The following is a 22,436-nucleotide window of genomic DNA, read 5'->3' on the forward strand; positions in this document are numbered from 1 at the left end:
AGAACGCCGACCAGCAGGCGCAGCAGCAGCTCGAGGGCACGCCGGCGACGAGCGGCTTCGGCGGCAGCCTCCCGTCGTCGAGCGACAGCGTCTCGCAGGGCAACGGCCAGGCGAGCGGGCAGTCCGGCCAGTCGAGCGACGGCGTCGGCGTCGCCGCGGCCGTCGCGGTCGACTGGGTCACGGTCGACAGCCTGGCGACCGTCGCGCCCGACCTCACGATCGTGGTCGACGGCGTCTTCGCGGTGCTCGCCTCGAACGAGACGGATGCCGCGGCCAAGGCGCTCGGCACCTCGTGGAGCATCGAGAGCGACACGAACACCGTGGGCGCCGCCGTCGCCCTGAACGTCGCGACGGTCACGAACCGCGGCTCCATCGGCGCCGGCGCGGACGTCACGGCCGGCTCCGTCGCGATCACGGGGCTGACTCCCGTGAATGCGCGCAACGACTTCCAGGCGTGGGCGATCGCCGCGGCGGCAGGACAGGGCGACGCGGCCGTCGCCGGGTCGGTCGCGGTGCAGGTGCTCGTCCTCGTCAACGAGGCGGTCATCGGCGACGGCTCCACCCTCGTCGTCACGGACGGCATCTCACTCGACGCCTCCCACCCGATGGGCCTGCAGGGTCTCGCCGCCTCCGCGGCGCTGACGACGAACGGCAGCGGCGTCGGCGCCGGCATCGTGGTGCAGTTCGTGGAGTCGACCACGCTCGCCCACATCGACTCGACCTTCGCGCGCCCGACCACGATCGAGGCAGGCGGAGCGATCATCGGCCGGGCGTCCGCATCCCTCGTCCCGCTCGCGGCACCCGAGGTTCCGCTCATCCAGCTGCCGGCGTTCACCGGCGTCGCGCTCGGCGCGGCGCTCGGCGGGGGCGATGCCGGCGTCGGCGGATCGCTGGTCGTCAACGTCGTGAACCGCGCGACGCGGGCGTGGCTCGGCGATGCCGCCTCGGTCAACCAGGGCATCCCGACGGCCGCGGCCCAGGACCTCTCGTTCACCGCGTCCGACCAGACCGAGTTCGCCGACGTCGCGGGCTCGCTCGGCGCGAGCACCGGCAGCGCAGGCGTCGGGTTCGCGCTCATCGTCGGCGTGCACAACAAGGACGTGCGGGCCTACGTCGGCCGCGGCGTCACCGCCGACCTCGGCGGCTCGGCGTGGCTGCTGGCGACCGCGGGGGAGACCTTCACGCAGATCGTGGCCGGCGGGGGCGTCGCGTCGGATGCCGGCATCGCGGGTTCGTTCGTCGTACTCGTCGTCAATCAGGGGTCCGGTGCGCCGGGCACACGGGCCTACGTCGACAGCACCGCCGAGACGCCGACCGCTCTCCGCGCCCGCGGCTCGATGACCATCGCCGCGGCCGACCCGGTCACGATGACCCTGTTCGCCGGTGCGATCGGCGCCGCGAGCACCGCCGGCCTGGGACTCTCGTCGGTCGTCTTCGTCCGCACCGGCATCGTCGACGCGTTCGCCGGGGCCGAGGCCGAGCTGTGGGCCCGCGGCGGCCTCGGCCTCTCGCTGGCGGCCACGCAGAGCGAGGATCTGTGGCTCGTCGCCGTCGGCGGAGGCGTGGGCGGCACGGCCGGTCTCGCGGGGGCGGCGACCGTCGGCGTCCAGAACAACACGACGCACGCCCACCTCGACCGCAGCGTCACCGTGGACGGCGTGGCCGCAGGGGGATCCGCGGGCCTGCGGATCGCGGCATCCGACGACACGACGCTGCGCGGCATCGCCGGCCAGCTCGCTGTCGGTGGCACCGCGGGCGTCGGGCTCGGCGCCGACGTGCAGGTCGTGAACAAGTCCACGCAGGCCTGGATCGCACCGCAGACGCTCGTCACGGTGAGCGGCGACGCGACCGTCGACGCCACGTCGAGTGAGACGGTCACGAGCGTCGCCGCCGGCGGCAGCGTCGGCGGGACCGCCGCCGTCTCGGCCAACGCCACGGTGTCGGTGTACACGATCGTGACCAAGGCGTTCGTCGGCGAGGTGTGCGGGGCCGCGGTCGCGAGCGAAGGCGCATGCGCGGCATCCCGTGCCGTCGTCGTCGCCGGCGGGAGCGCGCGCATCTCGGCCAACGAGGTGCTGTCGATGGACATCGTCGCAGGTTCGGTCGCCGTCAGCGGCACGGCGTCGGTCGGCCTCACGGCCGCGGTGCCGGTGCTGAAGAAGACCACGACCGCCTTCATCGGCGATCTGTCGCGGGTGACCGCGCTGGCCGGCGGCTCGGGGCTCATGGGTACGCTCGGGGGCTACGACGTCCACTACATCGACACCCGCTTCAACCCGCAGACGGCCATCATCGGAGGCAACCAGCTCGAGCTCGGCTACGTGCACGGCATCGAGAACGGTCAGCGCGTCTCGTACGAGACCGGCGGCGGCCAGGCGATCGTGGGGCTGACCCCGGGTGCCGCGTACTTCGCGATCGTCGACGCGGCGTTCCCGACCCGCCTGCGCCTGACGGCGACCTCGGGCGGTGCCCCGATCGCGCTCGCGTCGCCCGCCCGGCCCGGTCAGTCGCACCGCATCTTCCCGACCGACCAGGCAACCGTGCCCGAGCGCATCGCGCCGTACCTGACGCCGGCGAGCGACGTCGACGGCGGGTCCGACACGGTGAACCTGCCGTACGACATGCCCAAGGACAAGGCCGACAACTCCGCCACGCCCTTGGTCACCGGCGACGCCGTGACGTACACGGCCAACGGGGGAGCGCCGATCGGCGGCCTCGTCGACGGTGAGACCTACTACGTGGTCGTCACCGGAGCCCACAGCTTCCAGCTGGCGCGCACCAAGTGCCAGGCCGACCCGACGGCGTCGGGCTGCAGCGGCACCCCGTTCGCGCTCATCGACCTGAACCCGGCGACGGCCACCGGCCGCGCCCACAGCTTCGTGCGGCAGGGGATGCAGTCGCCCGGCGACCCCGCGAAGATCACCGGCATCCGCGTCCTCACGCCGCGCACCGGCGCGATGTACGGGGTCGCGGTCGTCGCCAACAACAGCGACGAGATCCTCGCCGTCGGCGCGAGTGCCGCCGTCGCGGCCACCGCCGGGGTCGGCGTAGCGGGCAACGTCAACGTGGTGACCGCCGACACCGACGCCTTCGTCGGCCGCCTGGCCCGTGTGAACGACGACAACACCGGCGCGGCGCCCTGGCAGTCCGTCACCGTCGCCGCCGGTGGCGCGTTCCGTCAGCTCATGGTCTCGGCCGCGGTCGGCGGCGGCATGGCCGGTGTCGCCACGAACGCGACGGTCGACATCGTGACGCTCGACGTCGACGCCACCATCGCCGACGACGCGATCGTCCGCGCCGCGGGTGACATCCTCCTGTCGGCGGTCGGCAGCCAGGAGATCACGGCGATCGCGGCGGCACTCGGCGCCGGCGTCGCGGGGGTCGCGGCAGCGGTCGCCGCCGTCGTCCTCGACACGCATACCCACGGCCGGGTCGGGCGTCACGTCACGCTCGACGCGGGCAACAACATCCTCGTGGCCGCCGACGACCGCACCGGCTTCACCGTCGTGTCGGGCGGTCTGGGCGTCGGCTTCGTCGGCGTCGGTGCCGGTGTCGCGGTCGTGTCGGCCGTGAAGGACACCGCCGCGACGATCGGCGCGGGCAGCATCGTCGACGCGCGTGCGGCCCGCGGCTGGGTGCTCGGCGGCATCCCGCTCGGCACGATCAGCGGCGACACGTTCCCCGCCGCCGGCCAGTCGGGCCTCGCCCTGCTCGCCTCGTCGGCCCAGCACGTCTTCGGCATGGCGATCTCGGGCGGTGCCGGCTTCGTCGGCGTCTCGGGCGCCGTCAACGTCACGCTGATCCGCGGCACGACGGTCGCCGCGATCGAGAGCACATCCGCAGACCGCACCTTCGTGAACAGCGACCGGGCCGGTGCGGGTGCCCTGCAGAGCGTCTCGGTCACGGCGACCGATCTCACCGACACCTTCACCATCGGCGGTGGCGTCGCGGGCGGCTTCGTCGGCGTCGCGGGTGGAATCGACATCGGCGTCGTGGACGTCGCCGCCAACGCCCTGGTCGGCGACTACGCGTCGATCCAGGCGAGCTCGCACCTGCGGGTGCAGGCGCTGTCAGTGCGTCACATTCAGACGTACGCGGTGAGCGCGGGCGGCGGCGCGGTCGGCGTCACGGCGTCGGTCTCGGTGTGGACGGCGGGCGGCCAGCCCACCGGCGCCTACGACGACGGCAGCGGCCCGAAGGACGCGCTCTCGTCATCCGACGGCACGCCGCAGAACCAGGCCGACCAGCACGCGTCGGGCACGGGCGCCAACGGGTACCTGTCGATCCTCGGCGGCGCGAACGACTCGTCGGGCACGAACACCGCCCAGCGCAAGCAGGCGGGCATCGACGCCGCAGCCGCGGGGGTCGCCGGCGCCGCGCCGGGCACGTCGCTCGCCTCGAGCGCGTTCTCATCGCCCCCTCCGCTGCGCGGCACGACGAGCCGCATCGGCGTCGGCGCGTTCATCCTGACCGGCGGCTCGGTCGCGGTCACGGCCGACGCGCGCGACAGCTACTTCGGACTGGCCGGTTCGGCGACGGGCGGCATCGTCGCGGTCGGGGCATCCGTGCTCGTGGCGACGCTGCGCTCCACGGTCGACGCCGGCATCGCGACTGGCACGACCGTACGGGCGGGCGGCGACGTCGCCACGCGGGCCACGTACGGGGAGGCCACCGAGGCGATCGCTTTCACCGGCCAGATCGGAGCGGTATCGGTCGGCGGCCAGATCCTCGTGCTCGACACCGACGCCCGCCAGACGGCGCACATCGACGACGGCGTGGTCATCCCGGTCGCCGGCGGCATCGTCTCGGCGGATGCCGCGGCGGACCGCGACGTCCGCCCGCTGTCGCTGGGCCTGGCCATCGCGCTCGCCGCGGCAGGTGCATCGGTCGCGACCGCCGACGTCCGCGGCGACACCGTCGGACGCGTGGGGGCCGTCGCCATCGGCACCGCAGCCGCACCGGCCGGAGGCCTGCGCGTCACGGCGGTCTCCGACATCTCGGTGCCGGTCACCGCGTTCTCGGTGTCGGTCGGCCTCGCCGGAAGCGGCACCGGCGCCGGTGCGATCGCCGACATCACCGGCAGCACCGCCGCCGAGTTCGCCGGCATCGCGTTCCTCAGCGGCGGGGCGACGATCACCGCCGACGCCCGCAACGTCATCGACGCCGACACGGTGAACGTACAGGTGGGGGCCGTCGCGATCGGCGTCACGCTCGCCCACGCCACCATCGCGCGCGAGACCACCGCGACCGCCGTCGACGGCTCGTGGATCTCGGCCGGCGGCGCGATCGCGATGCGGGCCACCTCGCGCAACCGGGCCGACGCCTACACCCCCGGTGGCAGCCTCTCGGCGATCTCCGCCAGCTTCATGAACCCCGAGGCGCTGATCACCGGCCGCACCGAGGCCGTCTTCCGGGCGGATGTCGCGGCCTCCGGCTCGCTCACCGTCGACGCCGAGGGACAGAACCAGGTGCTCGCGGAGGCCTTCGTGATCGGCATCGGACTCCTCGGCAGCGGCCAGGGCGTCGAGGCGAGCGCCGAGGTGACCGCGGCGGCGCTCGTGCGCGCCGTCATCGAGCTCGGCACCGTGTTCTCGACCGGCCTCGTCGCCGCCCGCGCGCGCATCCTCACCGACGGCGGATCGGGCAACCTGGCTAGCGCCATCGTCACGGCGGGCTCCGGCGGTCTGGTCTCCGGCGGCGGGTACGTCGCGACGGCGTTCCTGCGCGGCGCGACCACGGCCGAGGTGTACAGCGTCATCGGCGGGTCGGGCTCGGCAGAGGTGCGCAGCACCGCCACCAACCGCGCCGCGGCCGAGACCTTCACCGCCGGCTTCGGTGGCATCCTCCAGGTGAGCGTGGCGTACGCCGAGTCCGAGATCGCCGCGTCCGCGGCCACCCGCGCGTCGATCTTCTCGCCGGTGTGGTCCAACGGCGCGACCACGGTGGTCGCGCAGGCGAACAACACGGCGGACGTCGATTCGGATGCCGCGACCATCGGTCTCATCAACGCCAACGTCCGTATCATCAGCGCAACGATCGCCGCCGCCACCCGCGCCGAGCTGCGCGCCGGACTCGTCGGCAACGGGCTCACCGTCGAGGCGCGCGGAACCAATCTCGCGACGGCATCGGCCGCATACATCGAGGCCGGGCTGTACAACGGCGGCTTCGGCTCGGCGCTGGCCATCGTCACCGACGCCGCGGGCATCACCGCCGAGGTCGCCGCGGGCACGGCCGACGTGCGCGGCGGCAGCGGCGCCGTCGCGGTGACAGCGTGGTCCGAGAACACCGCGGCGACCGACATGAAGAAGATCACCGTCGCCGGGCTCGACATCAACGGGCTCCTCCCGCGGGCGACCGTCGCCGCCGCGACGCGCGCCGCGTTCGCCGCGGGTCCTGCCACCTCCACGTCGTTCGGGGTGACGGCATCGTCGCGCAACGCCGTCGACGCCACCGCCGAGCTCACCTCCATCGCGATCATCGGGGTGAGCGGCACGGTGGCCGCCGCGACGATCGCCGAATCCGCTGCGACGACGGCATCCGTCGCCGCAGGCGTCATGCTCGCCGCATCCGGCGCGGTGTCGCTCCTCGCCGAGAGCCGCGACGGCACGCACGTCCTCGCCGGCATCGACAGCGCCGGCGGCGGAGCGGTCAAGGCGGGCGTCGTCGTCGCGCAGGCGACCATCGGGGCGCCGGTCACGGCAGCGTTCGACGGGACGATCATCGGCTCGACCGGCGTCTCGGTCCGCGCCCTCGGCCACGCGAAGGCCGACGCGACGATCGAGGCGGTCGGGATCTCGCTCGTCGGCATCACGGGCTCGGTCGTCGACGCCGAGGTGTACGGCTCGGCCGCCGTCTCGTCCCGCTACGGCACCGGGATGCTGGCGACCTCGGGGGGCGTCCTCGTCGAGACCGTGCTGACGGCCGCGGCGACCGCCAAGAGCGACCTGGTCTCGGGCGGCCTGCTCGTGGTCGGCGTGTCGGTGCCGACGGCCCGCATCGCCGCGGCAGCCGTGGCAGACGCCGCGCCGCGTCAGGTCGGCGGCACGTCGCTCGCCGTCCGAGCGACCGCGAACCGCGCCGTCTCGGCCACCTCGGGAAGCCTCGCGCTCGGCGTGATCGCCGTCAGCATCTCCAGTGCCGAGGCGCTCATCACCGACGCCGCGGTCACCCGGGCGCGCGTGCACGACGGCGCCACGGTGCACGCGCCCGCAGCCGCGCTGACGGTCGACGCGACCGCGACCAACGCCGCCACCGCCGCAGGCGGCGGCGTCAACGGGGGCGCCATCACCGTCGGCGTGGCCGAGCCGAAGGCGCTCGTGGACTCCTCGACGCTGGCCCTCTTCGCCGCCACGGTGCCCACGGCCGCGTCTCTCGGCGTCCACGCGACGACATCCGACACCGCGACCGCGAAGCTCTCGAGCACCGCCATCGGCGCGATCACCATCGACTCCGGCGCCGCGTGGGCGCGGGTGCGCCCCGTCGCCGAGGCGATCGTCGGAGTCGGAACGCCGATCGTGGTCTCGGGCGACATCGACGTGCGGGCGGCCGCCCAGCCGGTGTCTCGGTCGTTCGCCGAGAACTTCTCTGCCGCGGCGCTCGCGGTGTCGTCCAACAGCGCGCTGGCCGAGACGTTCCCCACCGTGAGAATGTCGGTCGCGAACGGCACGACGCTGTGGGCCGGGGGAGCGGTGACGCTCACGGCGCACCAGAACTCGGCGACCCCGCCGCCGCTGCCGGTCTACGCCTTCGACGCGGTCAGCGGCGTGGACCTCGGCACGAACACGATCACGCTCTCGGGAGCCCACACGCTCGACGACTCGGCCACCGTGCGCTACGACCGCAGCGGCGGCACCGCCGTCGGCGGCCTGACCGACGGCGCGAAGTACGGCGTGATCGTCGTCTCGCCCACGCAGATCCAGCTGGGCGCCGCGTTCGAAGCGGCCCAGGTCGATCCCGCGAACGACGTGATCACGTTCACGCGGCAGCACGGCTTCGTCGACGGCCAGCGCGTCTTCTACACCGCGTCGGGGTTCGGCGTGGCCGGACTCGTGAACGGGCACGCCTACCGGGTCCGCGTCCTCGACGACTTCCGCGTGCAGCTCATCGACGCCGACACCCCGTCGGCGCCGGTGGAGTTCGACGGCGGCGACGTCGACGAGGCGAACGGTCTGATCAACGCACCCAACTCGTACACCGACGGACAGATGGTGCAGTACCTCGCACCGGCCGCGCGCGCGTCGTTCTACAGCACGCGTGTGGACATCGTCGTGGACGCCCAGGGAAGCCCCGTCCAGGTCGGCAGCCCGCCGACGTTCCAGATCGAGGACAACAACGTCATCGCGGTCCGCGAGCACGGACTGCAGACCGGCGACGTGGTCGTATACCGGGCGACCGGCGGCCCGCTCGGCGGCCTGTCGCAGGACACCACGTACTGGGTCATCCGCATCGACGGCAACCGCATCCAGCTCGCCGACAGCCAGTGCCACGCGCTGGGCACGTGCGACGACGGCGGCGGCGGGCTCATCCCGATCACCGCGCTCGGTCTTGCGCCCGACATCTCCGAGACCGGTCGCAGCGTCATCCACCAGCTGTTCGCACCCGGGCAGCAGCCCATCGCCGGATTGCAGAACGGCGGCGTGTACGAGGTCTGCAACGCCACCGCCACCTCGTTCGGCCTCAAGCTCATCGAGGTCCTGGGCGTCTGCTTCACCCGTCCGCTCGGCGCGAACGGCAGCGTGGGCACGAGCCGGTTCGTCCCGGCCGTCGTCGACCTGGGCCCGGCGCTGGGGGGTGGAAAGCTCGTGGTCGACCTGACGGCGACGGGCACCGGCACGCAGCACCTGCAGGTCGCCACGATGGCGCCCTCGCTGCCGTCGGGAATCTACTCCGAGGCGAAGGTCGCCGGCGAGGGCGGCGGGTTCATCCAGGTCGGCGCGACGCGCCCCCGGGTCGCCGTCGACGCCACCCTCGACCTGACGATCGGCGACGGCGCCCGGATCGCCGCCGGCGGCGAGATCGGCGTGCATGCGCTGAACACGGCCGCCGCCGTCGCGGACGGCACCTCCGGCGGCCTCGGCTTCATCTCGATCACTCACGCTCGCGCGGTGGTCAGTGCCCAGGCCACGACGACGGTCTCGGTTCGCCCCGGAACCGACCTGTCGAGTGCGGGGGGCAGCGTCACCATCGATCCGCTCACGCTCGCGAGCGGCAACGCGTACGCCTACTCGAGCGCCGGAGGCTTCGGCCACGGCACCGAGGCCCAGACGCGCGCCGACCTCGGCACCACGTCGCATGTCACCCTCGACGGCCGCATCACCGCGTGGAACGACATCGCCGCGTCGTCGTCGACGGCCATGCAGTCCGAGCTCCGTGCCGGTGCCTCGGGCGGATCCTTCGCCGGCAGCTCGACCTCCGGCGACTGCGGCGGCGACCCCTGCCACATCGTCGCGAACAACGACACGACGCTGACCGTCGGCGGGGCGGCGCACCTCGAGGCCGACAACGTCACCCTCGAGGCGCAGATGATCACGACCGATCTCCTCGACCACAACCGCTCCAACGGCGACGGCGCGTTCGAGGACTCGGACGCCCGCTCCGAGGTCACCCTCACCTCGAACGCGCACGTGCACCTCGTCAGCGGCGCGAAGATCATCGGCTACCAGACGGTCACCGTCCGCGCGCAGCACCTCGACCTGCGCCTCGTCGCCGATGCCCGCGCGACGTGCGGCTGCTTCGGCGGCGACAGTGACGCCGACGCGATCGTCCGGTACAACGCGACCTCCTCGGTGACGGGCGAGGCCGGCGTCCGCATCCGCACCGCGACGCTCCGCGTCGAGGCGCTGCACCTGCAGGTCGTCGTCGATCCGCGCGCGTCGACAGGCGGCGGCTTCATCGACTTCGGCGGCGACGACGACAGCGCCGACGACAACAGGCACCGCTGGATCGACTGGAACGCCGATGTCGTGCTGCACGCGCCGAACCCGACGCTCGTCGTCGACAGCACCGGCAAGATCGTCAAGAAGTACGCCGTGACCGTGCGCGACGACCTCGGCACGGTGTACATCCTGGGTCAGACGATCCCGGAGGGCCGGGAGATCGTCGTCGACCCGATCGAGAACAACGGCGGCGGATCGGCGACGTACTTTATCAACAACCCGGCTGGCTCGCAGGTCGGCACCCTCACGGGCGACCGGGGCACGCTGCAGGTGCAGAACACGTTCGACTTCGTCCGCCTGCACAACCACTCGAGCCGCCTGCTGCGCGTCAACGGGATCAGCGTCGTCAACCTCGACGACGTCGGGGCCACGGTCAACGTGCAGGCCGAGGACTCGTCGGCGTTCCGCTTCCACATCGGCCGGCCCATCTTCATCCCGACCTTCGTCGACATCGCCGACTGGGCAGGCCCGGGCACGCCCGACATCGTCCTCGCCGGCTACATCGACAACCCCATCGGCACGACGCGGGTGATCAACGAGCACGGCGACATCTGGGCGCAGGGCGCGGGCAGCATCCGCACGAACATCGCGCAGCTGCACGCGAACCAGGGCACCATCGGCGCGAGCTTCACGCTGTTCGGCATCCCCGTGCGCCTCCCGATCCCCGTCGTGCTGGTCCAGAGCGACTACCTCGTCGACGACGTCGACCCCACGCGCCCCGTGGAGCTCGTCGCCGACGCCCGCGACGACGTGGTCCTTGACCTCACCTACGTCGCGCGGATGCCTGTCGGATCGCCCTACGCCGGCACCGCCTTCCAACCCATCCTGGGACCGATCCACGCCGGTGACGACATCGACCTCCTCGTTCACGACTCGCTCTACGGCTCCGACGTGCCGGCCATGTCGTCGTACTGGGTGCAGGTGAACGTCACGCATCCGCCGTCGAACACGACCGTCCCGCCGACGGGGCAGTACCACACCTACTTCCACCCCGACCCGGGTCCGTGGGGCGGGTTCGACGACCCGGTGCTGGTGGCCTGGGGCACGGTGAACGAGCTTCACGACAGCGTCTACACGTTCAGCGACCTGAGCGCGGGCGACGACATCGTGGTGCGGCATCCGTCCATCGCCACCGACATCTCGTTCGTCGTCTACTCGAACGTGGATGCGACGCTCTTCAGCATGCGGTTCCCTGCGCAGCTGTACTCGACGCAGAACGGCGACGGCGAGATCACCCTGTACACCAACGGCTTCGTCGAGGACTACGAGACGATCGCCGACCTTCGCGTCGGCACCATCACCTCGACCGCGGACGACGTCTACCTGCAGACGATGCAGGACACGGCGTCGATCCTCGACGAGGGCAGCATCGACGACGGCACGCCGCGCGTCGCGGGCCGGAGCATCGTGATGATCGCAGGTCTCGTGTCGGGCCGGATCGGCGGACCCGACATCGATCCCACCGACTCCGACCCGACCGATACGGCGCCCGACTTCCTCGAGATCCGCTCCTCTCTCTCGGCGCGGGGATCGCTGATCGCGCTCGCCGGGGGCGACATCCTCCTCGACCAGGTGGCAGGCACGCTGTTCGTCGCGCTCGCCCAGTCCCTGACCGCCGACGTCGCGCTGCGCACTCGCGCAGGCGGCATCCAGGCGGATGCGCCGACGGGGGCGGTGCGGGTGGCAGGCCACGACATCGACCTCATCGCGGTCGGCGGCGCCGTCGGAGCGGACAGCCCTGATCGCTCCGCGGACCTCGTGGTCGACACGGGCACCGGCTCGCGGCTCTACGCGCTGTCGCTGCCGGGCGACGCGGTGATCTTCGTGCCGCCGACGGGCATCTACGTGACCGAGGCGTCCGGATCCCTCCTCGTACTCCGCGCCGAGGCGCCCACCGGCGATGTGCGCCTCACGGTGCCGTTCGCCGCCGGCGGCGACGACGAGAGCCTCTTCCTCCTCACCGAAGGCCGGACCATCGACGAGCTCGTGACCATGAGCGAGGGGCGCGTCGTCGCCGGCGACGACGTCACGCTGCTGGTCGGCCAGGACGTGATCGCACCGCTCGGCACCCTCATCGCGGGCTCGACGGTGACCATCCGCGCCTCGTTCGGCAAGACGTCGGCCCTCGACGGCGGGTCGCTCCTCTACTTCGGCGGCACCGTCACGGGCGCACCGACCCGGATGTTCGGCGGTCTCGGCGACGACGTCTTCTCGTTCGACGCCACCGTCGTGAACGGCCCGATCTTCGTCCACGGCGACGCGGGCGACGATCTCTTCGCCTTCGATCACGCCCTGGTGAACGGGCCGATGCAGGTCTTCGGCGCGGCCGGCGACGACGGCTTCTTCTTCCTCGAGACCCTGCTCGGCGGTCACACCGAGGCGTTCGGCGACGACCCGACCGACCCGCTCGCGCTGCAGGGCGACGACACGTTCCAGGTGTGGTGGCTGCTGACCATGACCGGCACGCACATCGCGGCGCCCGGCGACGATTTCGCCGGCACCGAGGTGCGCGACGCATTGGTGCTGTGGGGTCACGGCGGCGACAACGACTTCCGCATCCAGACCTGGGGCGGCGACGATGCCATCGGCCACGACTACCGCATCGTCGTGCGCGGCGGCGGGGCGCGCACCGGTCTCAACACCCTCACGATCGACGGGACGGATGCCGCCGACCTGTTCCTGTTCCGCGCGCTGGCGGGCATCGCCGAGCACGCGGATGCGCGCCGCGCGGCGTTCGTCGCCCAGCTGAACCTCGCGGCAGGCACAGCCGAGACCATCGCGTACGACGAGGGCGTCAACGCGCGGCTGACCGTCAACGGCTACGACGGCGACGACGTGTTCGCGTTCGACGACAACAGCGCCATCACCACGGTGTACGGCGGCGACGGCGACGACACGTTCGTGGTCGGGCAGTTCTTCGCCACGCCGCGGATCGAGCCGAACGTGCAGCCGGGCAGTGCGTTCGCGACGCTCGAGACCGAGTTCGGCAACGCCAGCGCCGGCGTCAGCTTCCCCGCGGTGCTGTACGGCGGAGAGGGCGCCGACCGCTTCGTCATCAACGGTCATCGCGCCGAGCTGCGCATCGAGGGCACGACCGGGGCCGACCTCTTCCGCCTCCTCGCGGTGCGTCTCCTCGCCGGCGGCTATCGGACGAACGGCTTCCTCTCGCTCGACGGCGGTGCGGGCACGCCGACGGTGCAGGTGCTGGCGACGGCCGCCACGCCGGAACTGGCCGTCGCGCTCAGGGCCATCCTCGGGGCAGGGCTTCTGGTGAAGCTGTACCACGTGCCGCTGCCGGCGCTCGTGATCGCGCCGGTGGTGCTGCCCGCACCCGTGGTGCTGACGGCGGAGGATGCCGCGCCCCCGGCGCCGCTCGTCATCCCGGTGCCGCCGGCGGTGCCGGGCACCGGCGAGGTCGTCATCGTCGAATCGGACGGCACGACCACGCTGCAGAGCGGAGTCAAGGAGACCGACAGCTACACGATCGCCCTGTCGACGCCGCCGACGGCCCGCGTCCACATCACGATCTCGGCCGCGTACGGCGGCGGCATCCCGTACGCGCAGGTCTCGATCGACGGCGGCCTCACCTTCCACGACCAGGTGGTGCTGATCTTCGAGATCGGGGAGACAGGGCCCAAGACGGTCATCGTCCGGCTGCTGCCGACGACCGATCCGCACCCGTTCCCGTCGCTGCTCACGGCAGCTCCGAGCAACGAGCCGGGCCCGGGCACGGTGGTCGAGACCGTCAGTCACACCGTGGTCAGCGACGACTCGCTGTACGACGGCGCTGCGGCGCGCAACGTCTACATCAACCTGCCCGCCGACCCGCCGGACGAGCCCGAGGAGCCCGGCGAGCCGGAGGAGCCGGGGCAGCCCGGCGGCACGGGTCAGCCGGGAGCTTCGGCGGGAGGAAGCAACGGCGCCCTGGCCGCGACCGGCCTCGACGGCCTCAGCGGCTGGATGCTGTCGGGCCTCGGCCTCCTCCTCCTCGGCCTGCTGCTCCTCGTCGCGCGTCGCCGCCGTCAGGCCTGACGCGCGTCGCCGCAGTCACGCCTGACGGGCGTCGCTGCCGTCAGGACTGACGCCCGCGCGCAGGTGGGCGTCAGTCGGCGGGGGTGCCGCCGAAGCGCGACACCTGGCCGGCGCGGTCGGCGTCTTCGCTGGCGAGCACGCCGCCGTTCGCGACGAAGTCGGCAGCGACCTCCTCGAACATGATGCGCACATCCTGCCGGCGGGCGCCGAGCGCCTCGACGGCGGCGTCGGTCACCAGTTCGGCGAAGCGGCGGCGCTGGTCGACGGTGCGCCCGGGAAGGAGTTCGACTCTCATGTTCGGCATACCTCGACGATAGGGCCCTACGACCCGAAGCTCATCGCGGCGGCTTTACGCTGGTGCCATGCCGCTGACCGGAGAGTACAAGCCGTCCACGTCCGACTGGGCCCGCAAGCAGGCCGAGGCCTACGAGGCGTCGAACGGCGAGAAGGCGAACACGCTGCGGGGTGTGCCGATCATCGTGCTGACGACGGTCGGCGCGAAGAGCGGGGCCCTCCGCAAGACCGCGCTCATGCGGGTCGAGCACAACGGCCGCTACGCCGTCGTCGCGTCGAAGGGCGGCGCACCCGATGAGCCCAGGTGGGCCGAGAACATGCGGCGCCAGCCTCACGTCGAGCTGCAGGACGGCGACGTCCGCCGCGACTACACGGCGCGCGAGCTGTCGGGCGACGAGCGCGTCGAATGGTGGGCGCGGGCGACGGCCGTCTGGCCCGACTACGACAACTACCAGAAGCGCACCGATCGCCAGATCGCGATCTTCGTCCTCGAGCCGCTCGACGGGTGACCGACATCGAGCTCGCCCGCATCGCGGGCGGCACGGTGACCCTCCACGACGCCCGCCGGAAGGGGCGCTGGAGCGTCGACCTCGAGCCGTTCGAGATCGGGGTCTACGCGGTCACGCAGGAGCAGCTCACCGAGCTGCTGGGCGAGCCGGGCCCGCATCCGCGACGCCCGGCCACCGACGTGAGCTGGCTGCGTGCGATCCGGTTCTGCAATGCGGCGTCGGAGTGGGAAGGGCTGGACCCGGCGTACACGTTCGACGGCGAGGACGTCACCTGGCACGTCGATGCCGACGGGTTCCGCCTGCCCACCGAGGCCGAGTGGGAGCACGCGTGCCGCGCCGGCTCCAACGGCCCGCAGTACGGGCCGCTGGCCGAGATCGCATGGACGAGCGCTGACGGCGTGACCGCCCCGCAGAACGTGGGCGGCAAGCTGCCGAATCTCAACGGCCTGTTCGACACGCTCGGCAACGTGTGGGAGTGGTGCTGGGATCTGCTCGATCCCGCCCGGTATGCCGATTACCGGGTGTTCCGCGGCGGCGGCTTCGCCGACGACGCGTGGAGCGTGCGCGCCTCGACCCGCCGCGGCGGCGCACCGCGCATGCACCACGACGACGTCGGCTTCCGCGTCGCGCGCGGCGGCTTCGACGGGACGGAGGCCGCCCAGGGCTGGTCGGCGCAGGCCGACGCAGAGCGCGCGGCCTTCGACGGGCCGCTGCCACCCGGCTGGACCCCGCTGCGCTGACCCCCGGAGACGCCGAAGGGGACGGATGCCGCTCGCGCGCGGCATCCGTCCCCTTCGATGTCTCAGCCCAGCACGGCCTCGAGGGGTCCGCGGGCGAAGTACAGCACGAAGCCGGCCGCGACGATCCACAGCAGCGGGCTGATCTCTCGCGCCTTGCCCGACAGCGAGCGCACCACCACCCAGGCGATGAAGCCCGCGCCGATGCCGTTGGCGATCGAGTACGTCAGCGGCATCACGGTGATCGCGAGGAACACGGGCAGCAGGATCGAGAAGTCCGAGAAGTCGATGAAGCGGATCTGCGACATCATCAGCGCGCCGACGATCACCAGCGCGGAGGCCGCGACCTCGGTCGGGACGATCGAGACGAGCGGCGTGAAGAACATCGCGATGAGGAACAGCGCACCCGTCACGACGTTCGCGAACCCGGTGCGGGCACCCTCGCCGATTCCCGCGCCGGACTCGATGAACACCGTGTTCGACGAGCTCGACGTGAATCCACCCGCGACCGCGCCGACACCCTCGACGATGAGCGCCGACTTGATGCGCGGGAAGTCGCCCTTCTCGTTCGCCAGGCCCGCCTCTTTCGACAGGCCCGTCATGGTGCCCATCGCGTCGAAGAAGTTCGTGAACACGAGTGTGAAGACGAGCATCAGCGCGGCGAGCACGCCGATGCGTTCGAACGAGCCGAACGAGACCTGGCCGACCAGCGACAGGTCGGGCACGCTGACGAGCGACGACGGCAGCTCGGGCACCGAGAGGCCCCAGCCGCCGGGGTTGACCTCGTCGCCGTCGAACTTGGGGCCGATGTTCCAGATGGCCTCGACGATCAGCGCGACCACGGTGCCGGTGACCAGGCCGATGAGGATGCCGCCCTTGACCTTGCGGGCGACCAGGATGCCGGTGAGCAGCAGGGTGAAGACGAAGATCAGCGTCGGCACGGTGGCGACGGACCCGTTCACGCCGAGGCCGACCGGGGGAGAGGAGGCGCCGGTCGAGGTGACGAAGCCGGCGTCGACGAAGCCGATGAATGCGATGAAGAGGCCGATGCCGACCGTGATGGCAAGCTTCAGCTGGATGGGGACGGCGTCGAAGATCATGCGCCTGAGGCCCGTCGCTGCGAGCAGCACGATGATCAGACCGTTGATGACGACGAGGCCCATCGCCTCCGGCCAGGTCACCTGGCCCACGACCGACACGGCGAGGAACGAGTTGATGCCCAGGCCCGCCGCGAACGCGAACGGCAGACGCGTGACCAGACCGAACAGCACCGTCATCACACCCGCGGTGAGGGCGGTGGTGGCGGCGACCTGGGTGAAGCCGAGGGTGTTGCCGTCGACGTCGACACCACTGGAGAGGATGATCGGGTTCAGGATGACGATGTACGCCATCGTCACGAAGGTCACCACGCCGCCGCGGACCTCGGTGCCGATGGTCGAGCCGCGACGGGTGATCTCGAAGAATCTGTCGAAGCCGTTCTTCGGCTCGGGTGTCTCGACGTCGTCGGGCGCTGCGGGGGTGTTCGGTGCCGCGGACGGTGCTGTGCTCATGGATGGGACCTCCGACCTGAAAGGGTAGTCGTTCGCGCCCGAACCTGAGGATTCCCTGGACGGATGCCGCACCACGGCGCGGACGCACCCGGGACGCCCGCGCCCCTCGAAGTAGGGTCGATGGCGCATGCATCGCCTCATCGTCGCCCTCCTTGCCACCGTCGACGCCGCCATCGCGGTCGCCGTCGGCCTTGCCGCGACCCTCGCTCCGCTCACGCTCCTCTGGGTCTTCGGGTTCGGCGGAGGCGCGGACTGGGGAGTGCTGTGGACGTCCGCCGTCTCGGTGTGGCAGTTCGGCAACCTGGTGCCGCTGCACATCGCCCTGCCGCCCGAGTACCTGGCGGCCACGGGAATCGACACCGATGCGGCATCCTTCGTCCTGTCCCTTGCGCCGCTGGCGTTCGCATCGTTCACGGCGATCTTCGCGGCACGCTCGGGCGCGCGCGCCTCGCACGCGGACGCCTGGCTCACCGGCGTCCTGACCTCGACCGTCGTCTTCGCCGCGCTGGCGACGAGCGCCGCGCTCACCGGCGCGAACGACGTCGCGCACGTCGAGACCTGGCAGGCGATCCTGATCCCGACGCTCGTGTTCGCCCTGCCCGCGCTCGTCGCGGCGGTCGTCACCGAGTGGTCGGAGGCGGGATCCGGCGCGGTCGCGCGGCTGCGGGATCGCGCGGAGGATCTGCCCCACGGGTGGGGCGACGTGCCGGCGCTCGTCGCCCGCGGCTCCGCCGTGGTCGTGGTGGGTCTCATCGGAGTAGGCGCCGCGGTCGCCGCCGTGGCGCTGTTCGCACGTGCCGGACAGATCGTGGCGCTCTTCCAGGCCGGCGACGTCGACGCGCTCGGTGCCGCGGTGATCACCATCGCGCAGCTCGCCTACGTCCCGACGCTCGCCGTGTGGGGTCTGAGCTTCGTCGCCGGACCCGGATTCACGGTGGGGGAGGGCACCGCCGTCTCTCCTGCCGGCACGCAGGTCGGAGTCGTTCCGGGGTTGCCGGTGCTCGGCGCCGTGCCGGATTCCACCACGTCCTGGCTGCTGCTGCTCGCGCTGCTGCCGGTCGCGATCGGCGCCCTTGCGGGGTGGATCGCACGCTCGAGGCTTCTCCACGTGGGCGACGGCACGCGCGCAGCACGCACGCCCGGTGCAGCCGCTCGCTCGGCACGCACGCCACAGGCCGCCCCGGCGTCCGCGTGGACGGACGCGGCCAAGACCGCCGCATTGACCGGTCTGCTCGCGAGCTCGCACGGCGCGAGCGCCGCGGAGCGCGAGGAGCCGGAGGCCGGCGCGGCCGAGGATCCGATCGGCGCCCGCCTGGTGGTCACCGCGGGCATCGCGATCGCCGCGGGAGGCGCCGCCGCACTCCTCTCCTTCGTCGCCTCGGGCTCACTCGGGCCCGGACGGCTCGTGCAGCTCGGCCCCGAACCCGGTCCCGTCGCGCTCGCCGTCGGGCTCGAGGTGCTGCTGGGTGCGGCGATCCTGCTCCTCTCGCCTCGCCGCGCGCCGGGCCGGACGCCCTCCGGCACGGAGACCACGACCGAGCCCATCGACCTGCCCCGGCAGGGCCCGCCCGGCGACAGGAACGGTTCCGAGTAAGCTGATCGGGTGCTCACGGTCGCCGTCCTCATCTCGGGCACAGGGTCGAACCTGCGCGCTCTGCTCGACGCGGCGGCCGAGCCCGAGTTCCCCGCCCGCGTGGTCGTGGTCGGCGCCGATCGCGAGGCCGAAGGGTTCGCGCACGCCGAGGAGTACGGCATCCCGACCTTCATGGTCCCGTTCGCGCAGTTCGCCAGCCGTGAGGAGTGGGGCGCCGAGCTCGGCGCCCAGCTCGACGTCTGGCGGCCCGACCTCGTCGTGCTGAGCGGCCTCATGCGGCTGCTGCCCGCCGACCTCGTCGACGCGTGGTCTCCGCGCATCATCAACACCCACCCGGCGTACCTGCCGGAGTTCCCCGGCGCGCACGGCGTGCGCGACGCGCTCGCCGCGGACGTCGCGCAGACGGGGGCGAGCGTGATCATCGTCGACAACGGGGTCGACTCGGGGCCGATCCTCGCGCAGGAGCGCGTCCCCGTGCTCCCCGGCGACGACGAGCACGCCCTGCACGAGCGCATCAAGCCCGTCGAGCGCCGCCTGCTGATCGACGTGGTGCGCCGCGTCGCCACCGGCGACCTCGACCTCGCGGCGGTGTCCGCGAGCGCCCAGCTCTGACCCCTATCCCCACCGAGGAGATCCGCCATGGCCGGACCGAGCCACGACCCCGCCCTGTATCGCACCCGCGACGTCGTCCCGGTCCGCCGGGCCCTCGTATCGGTGAGCGACAAGACCGATCTGCTCGCCCTGGGCGAAGCGCTCGCCGCGGCGGGCGTCGAGATCGTGTCGACGGGCGGTTCCGCCACGCTGCTGCGTGAGGCCGGTCACACCGTGACCGACGTGTCGAGCGTCACCGGGTTCCCCGAGTCGCTCGACGGCCGCGTCAAGACGCTCCACCCCAGCGTGCACGCCGGCCTCCTCGCGGATCTGCGCCTCGAGGACCACGAGCGTCAGCTCGACGAGCTCCACATCGCGCCCTTCGAGCTGGTCGTCGTGAACCTCTATCCGTTCGTGGAGACCGTGCGCTCGGGCGCGCAGGGCGACGACGTCGTCGAGCAGATCGACATCGGCGGCCCCGCCATGGTGCGCGCGTCGGCGAAGAACTACGCCAACGTCGCGATCGTCGTCTCGCCCTCGTCGTACCCGGCCGTGATCGAGGCGGTCCGCGCCGGCGGCACGAGCCTCGCGCAGCGCCGCGAACTCGCCGCACGGGCGTTCGCGCACACCGCCGAGTACGACCGCGCGGTCGCCACCTGGTTCTCGGAGGGGACGCTCACCGAAGAGGACCTGCCCGCGCACCTCACGATCAAGGCCGAGCGCCTCGCGACCCTCCGCTACGGCGAGAACTCGCACCAGCGCGCAGCGATCTACACGCGCAACGGCGGCCACGGCATCGCCCAGGCGACCCAGCTGCAGGGCAAGGAGATGTCGTACAACAACTACGTCGACGCGGATGCCGCGCTCCGGGCCGCGTTCGACATGGTCAAGCCCGCCGTCGCGATCATCAAGCACGCCAACCCCTGCGGCATCGCCGTCACGGCGCCCAACGCGCTCGACCCGATCGCCAGCGCCCATCTGCGCGCCCACGAGTGCGACCCGGTGTCGGCCTACGGCGGCGTCATCGCCGCCAACGGCACGGTGACCCTCAAGATGGCCGAGAACCTCAAGGACATCTTCACCGAGGTCATCGTGGCGCCCTCGTTCGAGCCCGAGGCGCTCGAGGTCTTCAAGGCGAAGAAGAACCTGCGACTGCTGCAGCTCCCGCAGGACTGGCAGCAGGAGCGCATGGACGTGCGCCTCGTCTCGGGCGGCCTGCTGCTGCAGGACGCCGACCGGTTCCCCGACGACATCGAGTCGGTCGCGAAGGACTGGCAGCTCGTGTCGGGCGAGCGTCCGGCCGACGATGACATGACGAACCTCATCTTCGCGTGGAAGGCGTGCCGCGCCGTCAAGTCCAACGCGATCGTCCTCGCCAAGGGCTCCGCGACGGTCGGCATCGGCATGGGCCAGGTCAACCGCGTCGACTCCTGCCGGCTCGCCGTCGAGCGCGCCGGTGACCGGGCCGCCGGTTCGGTCGCGGCATCCGACGCGTTCTTCCCCTTCGCCGACGGGCCGCAGATCCTCCTCGATGCCGGCATCTCGGCGATCATCCAGCCCGGTGGCTCGGTGCGCGACGACGAGGTGATCGCCGCCGCCCAGGCGGCGAACGTCACCATGTTCTTCACGGGAGAGCGCCACTTCTTCCACTGAGACCGCCGCCGCCGCCCGGGCAGGGCACGGCGCCGCCGGCGCGGCGGCATGGGTCCATTTCCCCATCTCCCCACTCCGGCCGGGTGCGGCGCTGTCGGCCGGATAGGGTCGATGCGGAGCGTTCGCCAGGAGGATCCGGTGATTTGGGAGATCGACGACTCGACACACGCCGTCGAGGGCCTCGACGGACGCGGTCGGCCGAGGCCGGAGTACGCCGCGTCCCTCGGGCTGCGCATGGCGCCCTTCGGGCGGCGCGTGCTGGCGACGTCGATCGAGCTCGGCATCCTCGTGGTGCTCCAGCTGCCGCTGCTGCTCGTCTCGCTGCCGGTTCTCCTCAACGCCGCCGCCTCCGCCGATCCGGCCGCAGCGCTCACGGATGCCGGCAACCTCGGCATCGTGATCGCGTGCGCGGCCGCGTCATCGGCCTTGACGACCGCCTTCGTCGTCCTGCAGCTGATCCTGCACGGCCGCAAGGGCACCACGGTGGGCAAGGCGGCGGCCGGCATCCGCTCGGTCAACGTGCGCACGCTCGAGCGGCCCGGATTCTGGCGCGGCGCGGTCGTGCGGTACCTGGTGCTCGGGGCCAGCTTCCTCGTCCCTCTCATCGGCCCCGTCCTCGTGATCGCCTGCTCCCCGCTGTTCGACCCGGAGCGCCGAGGCCGCGGCTGGGCCGACATGGCGGGCGCCACCTGGTTCGTGGACGTGCGGAACGGCCTCAACCCCTACGACGTGAAGCGCATGCGGATCGCCCGCAAGACGGCGGCGACGGATCTCGCCGACGAGCGCAGCGAGCTGCCGTCCCTTGCGACCTCCGCGGCGGCCCCCGGCTCGGGCGCCTACATCCCCGTGACACGCAGCAGCGGGGGAGTCGTCGGTGCGCCCCGCGGAGAGACGTACACCGCGAGCGCCGCGCCGGGCGGCGCCGATGCCGCGGTCGTCGCACCGGGCGGAGCGGCTGTGGATCCCGCCGGCCACCCGGCCGGCGCTCCGGCATCAGGGCCGCGCGAGCCGGTCCATCCCTCCGTCGCCTCGTCGATGGCGCCGGCGGGCCCCGGCATCCCGTGGACGCCGCCGCGACTGCTGCCGGACGCGGCGCCGCCCGCCGGACCGCCGCTGCCCGTTGCGTCCCGTCCTGCCGCGCCGGCACGCCCCGGCGCGCCGGCCGTCGCCGCGCCCCCGGTCGCCGATGCGTCGTCCCCGGCCGTCGTGCTGGAGTTCGACACCGGCACGCGCATCGCCCTTCCCGGCGCCGGCATCCTGATCGGACGCGATCCCTCTCCCGCGCCGGGCGACAACGGACTCACCCTCGTGCCGATCGAGGATCCCACGAAGTCGATCTCGAAGACCCACCTCGCGCTGCTGCGCACGGGCGGCGCCATCATCGCCGTCGACCGTGCGTCGACGAACGGCAGCGCGCTGATCCGCGACGGCGCGGAGCATTCCCTCCCGCCCGGGCAGGGGGTCACGGTCCGCAGCGGCGACACCCTCCTGCTGGGCGACCGGCGCGCCCTCATCCGCATCGGCTGACGCAGACCCCGAGG

9 protein-coding genes (1 of these 9 only partly in view) are annotated in these 22,436 nt (G+C 72.3%); 7 read left to right on the top strand and 2 right to left on the bottom strand.

The window, feature by feature from the left end; all coding sequences use genetic code 11:
• Positions 1–13,967, top strand: partial view of a hypothetical protein gene (locus tag Q9R08_RS11405; protein WP_308868134.1) — the 3' portion only. Its footprint begins 18,694 nt before the window's first position; only the last 13,967 of its 32,661 coding nucleotides appear in the window; its start codon lies off the left edge, out of view; it ends in the stop codon at positions 13,965–13,967.
• A gap of 70 nt (positions 13,968–14,037) precedes the next feature.
• Here the strand turns inward: Q9R08_RS11405 and Q9R08_RS11410 are convergent, their stop codons facing one another.
• Entirely contained in the window at positions 14,038–14,271 is a 234-nt protein-coding gene (locus Q9R08_RS11410) for a tautomerase family protein (RefSeq protein WP_308868135.1), read from the bottom strand.
• Positions 14,272–14,329: 58 nt separating this feature from the next.
• On the opposite strand from Q9R08_RS11410, the gene Q9R08_RS11415 reads away from it, so the two are divergent.
• Entirely contained in the window at positions 14,330–14,770 is a 441-nt protein-coding gene (locus Q9R08_RS11415; RefSeq protein WP_308868136.1) for a nitroreductase family deazaflavin-dependent oxidoreductase, read from the top strand.
• The gene (locus Q9R08_RS11420) at positions 14,767–15,510 is read left to right on the top strand and encodes a formylglycine-generating enzyme family protein (RefSeq protein ID WP_308868138.1); all 744 of its coding nucleotides are present in this window, start codon (positions 14,767–14,769) and stop codon (positions 15,508–15,510) included. Before Q9R08_RS11415 ends, Q9R08_RS11420 begins: the two co-directional genes overlap by 4 nt.
• 62 nt (positions 15,511–15,572) lie before the next feature.
• Here the strand turns inward: Q9R08_RS11420 and Q9R08_RS11425 are convergent, their stop codons facing one another.
• Positions 15,573–17,057: an NCS2 family permease gene (locus Q9R08_RS11425; RefSeq protein WP_308868139.1), complete on the bottom strand. Its 1,485-nt coding sequence runs from the start codon at positions 17,055–17,057 to the stop codon at positions 15,573–15,575.
• A gap of 127 nt (positions 17,058–17,184) precedes the next feature.
• Here Q9R08_RS11425 and Q9R08_RS11430 point away from each other — a divergent pair, with 127 nt between their 5' ends.
• The 4 genes from Q9R08_RS11430 to Q9R08_RS11445 all read left to right on the top strand — a co-directional run bounded on the left by Q9R08_RS11430 (position 17,185) and on the right by Q9R08_RS11445 (position 22,422).
• The gene (locus Q9R08_RS11430; protein WP_308868140.1) at positions 17,185–18,651 is read left to right on the top strand and encodes a cell division protein PerM; all 1,467 of its coding nucleotides are present in this window, start codon (positions 17,185–17,187) and stop codon (positions 18,649–18,651) included.
• A gap of 9 nt (positions 18,652–18,660) precedes the next feature.
• Complete coding sequence (purN, locus tag Q9R08_RS11435) at positions 18,661–19,263, top strand: phosphoribosylglycinamide formyltransferase (protein ID WP_308868141.1); 603 nt, start codon at positions 18,661–18,663, stop codon at positions 19,261–19,263.
• A 27-nt stretch (positions 19,264–19,290) separates the two neighbouring features.
• Positions 19,291–20,895 (top strand): bifunctional phosphoribosylaminoimidazolecarboxamide formyltransferase/IMP cyclohydrolase, encoded by a 1,605-nt coding sequence (purH, locus tag Q9R08_RS11440; RefSeq protein WP_308868142.1) that lies wholly within the window; start codon positions 19,291–19,293, stop codon positions 20,893–20,895.
• Between the two features lie 138 nt (positions 20,896–21,033).
• The gene (locus Q9R08_RS11445) at positions 21,034–22,422 is read left to right on the top strand and encodes an RDD family protein (RefSeq protein ID WP_308868143.1); all 1,389 of its coding nucleotides are present in this window, start codon (positions 21,034–21,036) and stop codon (positions 22,420–22,422) included.
• Positions 22,423–22,436: the final 14 nt, after the last annotated feature.

It is taken from the genome of Microbacterium psychrotolerans (assembly GCF_031085295.1).
Classification (GTDB): Bacteria; Actinomycetota; Actinomycetes; order Actinomycetales; family Microbacteriaceae; genus Microbacterium; species Microbacterium psychrotolerans.

Bases quoted from the DNA above. Each gene is read 5' to 3' on its own strand.
- Q9R08_RS11410 (WP_308868135.1), bottom strand. From the start codon at position 14,271: ATGCCGAACATGAGAGTCGAACTCCTTCCCGGGCGCACCGTCGACCAG.
- Q9R08_RS11430 (WP_308868140.1), top strand. From the start codon at position 17,185: ATGCATCGCCTCATCGTCGCCCTCCTTGCCACCGTCGACGCCGCCATC.
- purH (WP_308868142.1), top strand. From the start codon at position 19,291: ATGGCCGGACCGAGCCACGACCCCGCCCTGTATCGCACCCGCGACGTC.
- Q9R08_RS11425 (WP_308868139.1), bottom strand. From the start codon at position 17,057: ATGAGCACAGCACCGTCCGCGGCACCGAACACCCCCGCAGCGCCCGAC.
- Q9R08_RS11415 (WP_308868136.1), top strand. From the start codon at position 14,330: ATGCCGCTGACCGGAGAGTACAAGCCGTCCACGTCCGACTGGGCCCGC.